This is a genomic window from Sagittula salina, assembly GCF_017813235.1.
GTDB classification, from domain to species: domain Bacteria; phylum Pseudomonadota; class Alphaproteobacteria; order Rhodobacterales; family Rhodobacteraceae; genus Sagittula; species Sagittula salina.
Window position 1 is genome coordinate 304,560 of the sequence record NZ_JAGISH010000006.1, and the last position, 6,554, is coordinate 311,113.

Annotated in this window: 6 protein-coding genes; 1 reads left to right on the top strand and 5 read right to left on the bottom strand. The window is 61.1% G+C overall.

Features of this window, described 5'->3' with window-relative positions:
* Positions 1–3: 3 nt before the first annotated feature.
* Genes J5474_RS12790 through J5474_RS12810 form a run of 5 tightly spaced genes read right to left on the bottom strand, consistent with a single transcriptional unit; the run spans position 4 to position 5,487 of the window.
* Complete coding sequence (locus J5474_RS12790) at positions 4–723, bottom strand: M48 family metallopeptidase (RefSeq protein ID WP_209361299.1); 720 nt, start codon at positions 721–723, stop codon at positions 4–6.
* The gene (locus tag J5474_RS12795; protein ID WP_209361300.1) at positions 713–3,214 is read right to left on the bottom strand and encodes a type I restriction endonuclease subunit R; all 2,502 of its coding nucleotides are present in this window, start codon (positions 3,212–3,214) and stop codon (positions 713–715) included. The genes J5474_RS12790 and J5474_RS12795 overlap by 11 nt, the downstream gene beginning before the upstream one ends.
* Complete coding sequence (locus tag J5474_RS12800; RefSeq protein WP_245216420.1) at positions 3,189–4,574, bottom strand: ThiF family adenylyltransferase; 1,386 nt, start codon at positions 4,572–4,574, stop codon at positions 3,189–3,191. Before J5474_RS12800 ends, J5474_RS12795 begins: the two co-directional genes overlap by 26 nt.
* Entirely contained in the window at positions 4,571–4,951 is a 381-nt protein-coding gene (locus J5474_RS12805; protein ID WP_209361301.1) for an E2/UBC family protein, read from the bottom strand. The genes J5474_RS12800 and J5474_RS12805 overlap by 4 nt, the downstream gene beginning before the upstream one ends.
* Entirely contained in the window at positions 4,948–5,487 is a 540-nt protein-coding gene (locus tag J5474_RS12810) for a multiubiquitin domain-containing protein (RefSeq protein WP_209361302.1), read from the bottom strand. Before J5474_RS12810 ends, J5474_RS12805 begins: the two co-directional genes overlap by 4 nt.
* A gap of 321 nt (positions 5,488–5,808) precedes the next feature.
* Between J5474_RS12810 and J5474_RS12815 the strand changes: the two genes are divergently transcribed.
* Positions 5,809–6,198: a hypothetical protein gene (locus J5474_RS12815; RefSeq protein ID WP_209361303.1), complete on the top strand. Its 390-nt coding sequence runs from the start codon at positions 5,809–5,811 to the stop codon at positions 6,196–6,198.
* The last annotated feature ends 356 nt before the right edge of the window (positions 6,199–6,554 follow it).

A 6,554-nucleotide genomic window follows, 5' to 3' on the forward strand; every position in this document is an offset into this window, starting at 1 on the left:
AGTTCAATCCTCCCATGCTGCCAGAGGTAGGGAATTCAGCTCCTGCCGTATGGATCTCCATGTTGGCAACTCACGATCCAGAACAGCGGCGAAAAGCCGGTCATGTTTGGGAGAAATGAGGTGAGCGAGCTCATGAACGATGACATAATCGATCATCCGTTTCGGTTTTTTCGCAAGTTCCGAGTTCAGCCAGATGATGCCCTTAGCGGGATTGCAGCTGCCCCACTTGGTCCTCATCGGTCGAATCCCCCACTTTTTGGGGCTGACATCCATTCGTGCTGACCAGATCGGAATACGTTGCGCGGCCAGCTTCCGGAGTTCTCGCTTCAGCCATGCTTCCATCCATAGCTGGGACTGATTGGAGCTGCTGCCGACGGGGGCGTCCAACTGCAACCGGTCGTTACCCTGCCGGGTGATCCGATGGCTTTTTTTGCCCCAATACCGAACTTCGAGCCGCATCGCCCTGCCGAAAAGGAAGTGGGTTTCCCCAGAGACATAGCGGCGTGGCGGTTGCCGTTCCTGACCGAGGAACTGCGCCTGCTTGCGTCTTATCCAAGGCATTCTCCTCAAGACAGCAAGTCTGATGGCATCGGCGCTTACATGCTCCGGAGCGGCGACTCTGACGCGCCCTTCTGGTGGGTAACAGCCTATGTGCAGGTTCTTGATCTGCTTGCGCACGATCTCAACGTAGATGCCACCAATCTCGGAAATCTCAGTATTCACTTTGGTTCTTCAGGACCTCGAAGATCCGCTCCACTGCGTCTGGGTCGTCCAGCACATGCTCAAGACAGCGTCGGACTTTCCTTTCTCGCATTTTGTTGCCGCGCCATCCAAACGGCGCCGTATCCCTGACTGCCTGATCAACCTCCAAGGTCAACGTCTCATTGCCGTCGAGGTTATCGAACAAGGCTTTCTGACCTACGGTCTTGATGGAGCACGGATAATCCCCGCCATGGCCCGTCTTTGCATCCCTCACAAGGGCCGCGATGCGTTCCAAGTATTCAGCGTATTCAATGGCCTCCTCGCGTCGCTTCCGCACCAGGTCCGTCAGTAGCTCGGACATTTTCTCGTAGAACCGCGGGTTGACGGGGGTTTCTTCGATGATCAGCCTGCGAACGTTGTTCTCGATCGCTTCAGCTACGTTCTCGCGCTTGCGCTTCGAAGCCGGTGGCAAATCATCTTCGGCTGCGGCACCTTTGCTCTCCACGAGGTCGATCAAACTGATGTCGTCGAGATGGGAGATGACTTCGGAGTCATCGGCGCGGATGTAGTTGTCGATCAGGTGGCGCATGGCTGGCTCATAGAGCTTCATGTCTACGGCGTCACCACTATGCAGCCTGACAGCATCCCTGATCCCGATAGCGCGCTCCACCTCGCGACGGTATTCACTCAGCTCCAGGTCGTTGAAGCCTGAGCCTTCAGGCTCGGCCGCGATGTTTGCGTAAACGCGGGCGTAGCGCCCGGAGATCTTATAAAGCGCTTGGCGCCGCCGCGCCTTCTCCTCTGCCTCAGGGTCTTTCTCAATGCCTTGGGGGCTGGAGAAATAGGCAAAGATCTCGTCATCACCTTTCGGTTGCTCGACTGCATCCATGAGACCCAGCCAGACATCACGCGCGTCCCGTAAATCCTGGTCAGCCTGTTCCGCGCGATCTGTGATCAGACCTTCGACATCTTCTTTGTCGAAGGCGTCGAACGCTTCCGAGGTGTAGTCGTCAATCGCACTCTCGATGTTCCTGAAGAGGTCCTTGTAGTCGACGATGTAGCCGAAATCCTTGTCATCGCCATCCAAACGGTTCACACGACAGATCGCCTGGAACAGCCCATGGTCGCGCATCTGCTTGTCAATGTAGATGTAGGTGGCTGTAGGGGCGTCGAAGCCGGTCAGTAGGCGGCTGACGACGATTAGCAGTTTCATCTGCCCCGGCTCTTTCTTGAACAGCCGCAGCGCCTCCTCCTCGTATTCCTCTTCCGAGGTGTCCCCCAGCAGGTCGGTATAAACCCGATGGACATACTGTTTCTCGGTCTCGCCCATCCCGGTTTCTTCGCCGGTGATTTCGGATGCGACGCGCTTGTAAGAAGTCACGATGGCGCATTTGTCGGAGAGGATCGATCCGGATTTCTGGAATATCTCAAAGAACTTGCATGCCTCGGGGATCGAACCTGCCACGAGCATGGCGGTGCCCGTGCCCGCGTTCAGCCGCGGCTTCATCTCCATGTCCATGATGATGTCGTTGGCGATCTGCTCCAGCCGGTCGCGGCTGGACAGCACCCGCTGCAATGTGCCCCACCGCTGCTTGAGCGCCGCCTTCGCGATCGGTGTCAGGCCCTTGGTTTTGACCTCGAACCAGGCGTCGATCTTGTCCGGAGCACTGATCCGCTGATCGATGTCTCGCGCCTCATAGCGGAGGTCCAGAACCACGCCATCCTCGACCGCCTCGTCGAAGCGGTAGGGCTTGCCGATATACGGGCCGAAGGTCTCCAGCGACGTTTCTTTGTCGGATTTCAGCAACGGCGTGCCGGTGAAGCCGATGAACATCGCCTCGGGCAACACCTGCCGCATAGCGCGCGCCAGCTTGCCCGATTGCGTGCGGTGCGCCTCGTCGATGAAGACGTAGAAATCGCCCACCGGCGCGCCGATTTTCGCGCTTTGGATGTCCGAGATTAGCTCGGCCATCTCGGTCTCTTCGCGCTTGCCGAACTTGTGGACCAGCGAGCAGACCACGCGGTCGGTCGGATCGGCGAGGGCGGCCATCAGGTCTGTGCCGCTCTTCGCACGGCGCACCTTGTCGCCGGTCCCGCCGAACACGTCCTCAGAGATCTGCCGGTCCAGTTCCTTGCGATCGGTCACCACCAGGATGCGCGCATCCGGCTGCGCCTCCCTGATCCAGCGCGCCAGCATCACCATGATCAGGCTTTTGCCGGACCCTTGGGTCTGCCAAATGATCCCGCCCTCGTGCGCCGCCACGCGCTCCTGCGTGGCCTTCACTGCGAAATACTGGTTCGGGCGGGCGATCTTCTTGATGCCGGCGTCGAACAGGGTGAAGTCGTGGATCAGCTCGAGGAACCGCGCGGGCGCCATCATTTGGGTCACGTCCCGGTCGAGGCGGGCGGAGATCTCGCTCTCTTCCTTCCAGGCCAGCCAATAGGGCTGTGGCGTCTGGATCGGAGCGTAGCGCAGCCCTTCACTGTCATTCCCGGCAAAGGTGATCTGCACCGTGGTGAAGAAGTGCCGGACATTCGGACCGGGGCTGTGCCGCCTGCGAACGCTCGAAGCCCTTGTCGAGCTTGCGATAGCGTTGCCATGTCCATCCGCCGCCGCCGCGGAAGTCGACGAGACCGGCAAGAAGTTCGTTCACTGCCATGGTGGCGGCCTCGGAGGTGAAGGTCACGACGGCCGGCGCGGGATTACCTCCGCCGCGGACGTAGGCTTCGGTCTTCTGCCATTCATATTCGGCGGGGTCCGATCGCTGGAGGTCCTCCTCGCGAGCCCTGACACGATCGACTGTGCCGCGGCAGCCGTGGCACGCCGACGTGGGAAACAGCACGCTGACCCGCGCGGCCATCTCGAGGAGGCCGGACTCACCATCGTCACGGGGCATGAGGACCAGCCCGACATCGATGACCGGGATCAGGTAGAAGTGCGCCACGCGGTTTAGGTAGAGGCGCCCGGCGTGATCGTCCGTGCATCCGAAGATGACGTCGCAGGATTTAAGCGCGTCACGGATATGCGGCGCATCCACCCAGCCGTTCATCGACCGGATCTCGACGTCGAGACCCATCCTCGCCACCTCGCGCGCCATGACATCAACCTTGGGCACGGCGTTGTCGGCATCCTTCCGAGTGGCGCCTTGCAGGCGGTTCAGGTTGGAGTGCTCGACCACGTCATCATCGATAACCACGATACGCCCAACCCCGAGGCGCGCGAGGAGTTGGACCACCGGGCTTCCGGTGCCGCCACACCCGACCACGGCAACGGAGAGCTGCTTGAGTAGGCCGTTGACTTCCGGCCCGAAGGCTAATGCCTGCCGTGCCAGGATTTCCGAGGGGGGCGGCACGTCAGTCGACTGGATCTCGATACGGGTGCCGATGGTAGTCACGCGATGACAGGGCAGGGGTGTCATGTCGTCTTCCCAGACCCGCGCCCGGTAGAGGCTGTCACCGACCTGCACGACGCTCACCAGGCGCGTCCCCTCGCCGTTCCGGTTTCGGGCCATGGTGAAGAGCTCGCGCTCGTTGCGATCGTCTTGGTCGGAGAAACCATCGAAGCCTCCCGGGTGACTATGAACGATCGCCGGCACCAAGTCTTCCTCCTCGGCCCGGCGACAGAGCTGGGCGAAGGAGTTGGTGTTCCAGGTGACATGCTTCTCGCTGGCATCGACGCGATCCTCCTGCGGGATCGCGATGACCTCGTAGGAGGTGTAACGGGTCCGCGGCTCGAGGTCCCATGGATCCTGCGCGATCTCGCTTTTGCCGAGCAGCATGTAGGCGGCGCCTTCGTGCCCATGGGGCTGCGCGAGCAGCGCCTGCAGCTTGTCGCGGTGACGGGCGTGGAGGGTGATGTCGCTGCGTTTCATGCCGCCACCTCCAAGGCCTCTTCGACCCTCTTCAGCATGGTCCAGATGCCGTCGGTGCCGGGACGCCACTGGTTGTTGTGGCGAGACCAGCGCTGCCAGGTCTGGCCAGCATGAGTCTCCCGCACCTGCGTGCAGCGGGGCTCACGCTGGCCGGCAAGGAGCTTCAGATGCGGCACGGCGTAGAACATGTCGGGGGCGACCTCGGGATACGAGGGCGGCAGCAGGATCAGGATATCCGCCTGGGCGACCTGATACTTGCCTTCCGGCAGCGTGATCCCGGTGAGGATCACGCCCTTCTTTCCGCCTTCGATGACCTCGCGAACGGTGATGCCGCGACCCTCGAGGTAGCGGCGATCCTGACGGGGGAGGAGGCTCATGCCGCACCCCCTTCCGTGGTCTGGGGCACGCCGGTGAAGAAGTGCTCCAGGCCCGCATCCGCGAGGCAGATCAGATCGGTATCGCCGACCAGGATGTCATCCTTGCCGGGGATCACCTGCCAGACGGCGAACTTGGCGGGATCGACCCCGGCCAGCTTCTTGAGCACGCGCCCGCTGATGATCTTGTGGCCCCACTCGAGGCGCTTGCCATCGATGTCGAAGCGGAAGGATTCCGCGCTGGGGAAGACCAGGAAGCGCTCGACCTGGCCGGGGCGCAGGTCCGTGGTTTCCTCGAGGCGCAGTTCCTCGAGTTCACCGTTGCGCAGCACCTGGAACACAAGGTGTTCCTCGGCCTTGCGGAAGCCAGCCCCTTCGATGATCTGGCGGCCGGTGGGCGTCGGATCGTCGATGACGGCGTCGGTGAACTTGAGGTCGGGGTCGCCGACCTGAACCTTGTAGGGCCCGTGGTCGCGGGGCTTGCGGCCGGCTTTCAGGGCGGCCAGGAGATCTTCGATTTCAATCGGTTCGGTAGACATGGCAGCAAATCCTTTTCTTGTCTGCTCGACGCCCGCAGCAGGCGCCTTGTGCCCCCGTATGCTCCCGAGAGGCGGCCCATCGAACGTTGCCGCCAGAAAATTCCCAAAAATGTTTCGCGCTGCCTGATTCCGGGCCTATAGCGGCACGTCGAGGCCTGCGCTTCTACCAGATATTGACGGTGAATTTTCGGGCGCAACTTGGTATGGTGTGCTCTCCGTCGGCGCTCCCGAAAATCGAAGCCCTCGGAAAGAATTCCGAAGAAGATGTCCGATGGGCGTCTTTTCGGGAGCATATACGAGTGACAGGCAATCGAGCGGCTCATGAAAGACGACAAAGACGTAGGCAAGTTCTACACCCCGGAAGACGCCACCGAGGCAATTCGAAACCTGTCAGCCGAACAGAAGCGAAGGCTTGAGGCGGCGGCCAGAAGGCGCGCCTGGTTCACGGGCGACCATAAAGGCCTGCTGCATGAGGCCATCGCAAGCACAGCAGAGGGGAGGAGACGATGGAACCGTTCCGTCGATATCGTGCGCCATCTGGACAAGGCGATGCAGAGCATCACGTCCAATGCTGCGAAGCGCAGAAAGGTCGCCGCCGACAATCGTGAAGAGCTATCTGCACGAGACGGATGGCGGGGTGAAGAACCATCGACCGAGGCCGCGCTCGAGGCGCGCGAGTTCCGAGAGGAGCAACACGCAAATGCGGCCTGAACGGCCGGCTCAAGCTCCTCGAAAACGACAGGGAAGCGGATCCCGAAGTCGGCTATCCGCACCCGGTCGAGACCGCCTCCAGCATGCCCGAGCATACAGAGAGCGCCGCGCATCTGGATCCAGTGGGTGGCGATCAGTTTGCCGTCGTTAGCGGCGGCATTCCCGAGGTTCATGAGGGCTGCGAGTGTATCCATGCCCAGGAGATTGGTATGTGCCCCCAGTTACGGAAATGTGGTTTGGTAGCCGTCAGTTGTCGTTCTCTTGAGACTTCAGGCGCTCTGGACGTGTCGCGGTTTGATGCCGCTCCTTTGATAGCATTTACTGCAACAAAGGAGACGAACTATGGGCACAGGAAG

Bases quoted from the DNA above. Each gene is read 5' to 3' on its own strand.
- J5474_RS12800 (WP_245216420.1), bottom strand. From the start codon at position 4,574: ATGAAACGCAGCGACATCACCCTCCACGCCCGTCACCGCGACAAGCTG.
- J5474_RS12805 (WP_209361301.1), bottom strand. From the start codon at position 4,951: ATGAGCCTCCTCCCCCGTCAGGATCGCCGCTACCTCGAGGGTCGCGGC.
- J5474_RS12810 (WP_209361302.1), bottom strand. From the start codon at position 5,487: ATGTCTACCGAACCGATTGAAATCGAAGATCTCCTGGCCGCCCTGAAA.
- J5474_RS12815 (WP_209361303.1), top strand. From the start codon at position 5,809: ATGAAAGACGACAAAGACGTAGGCAAGTTCTACACCCCGGAAGACGCC.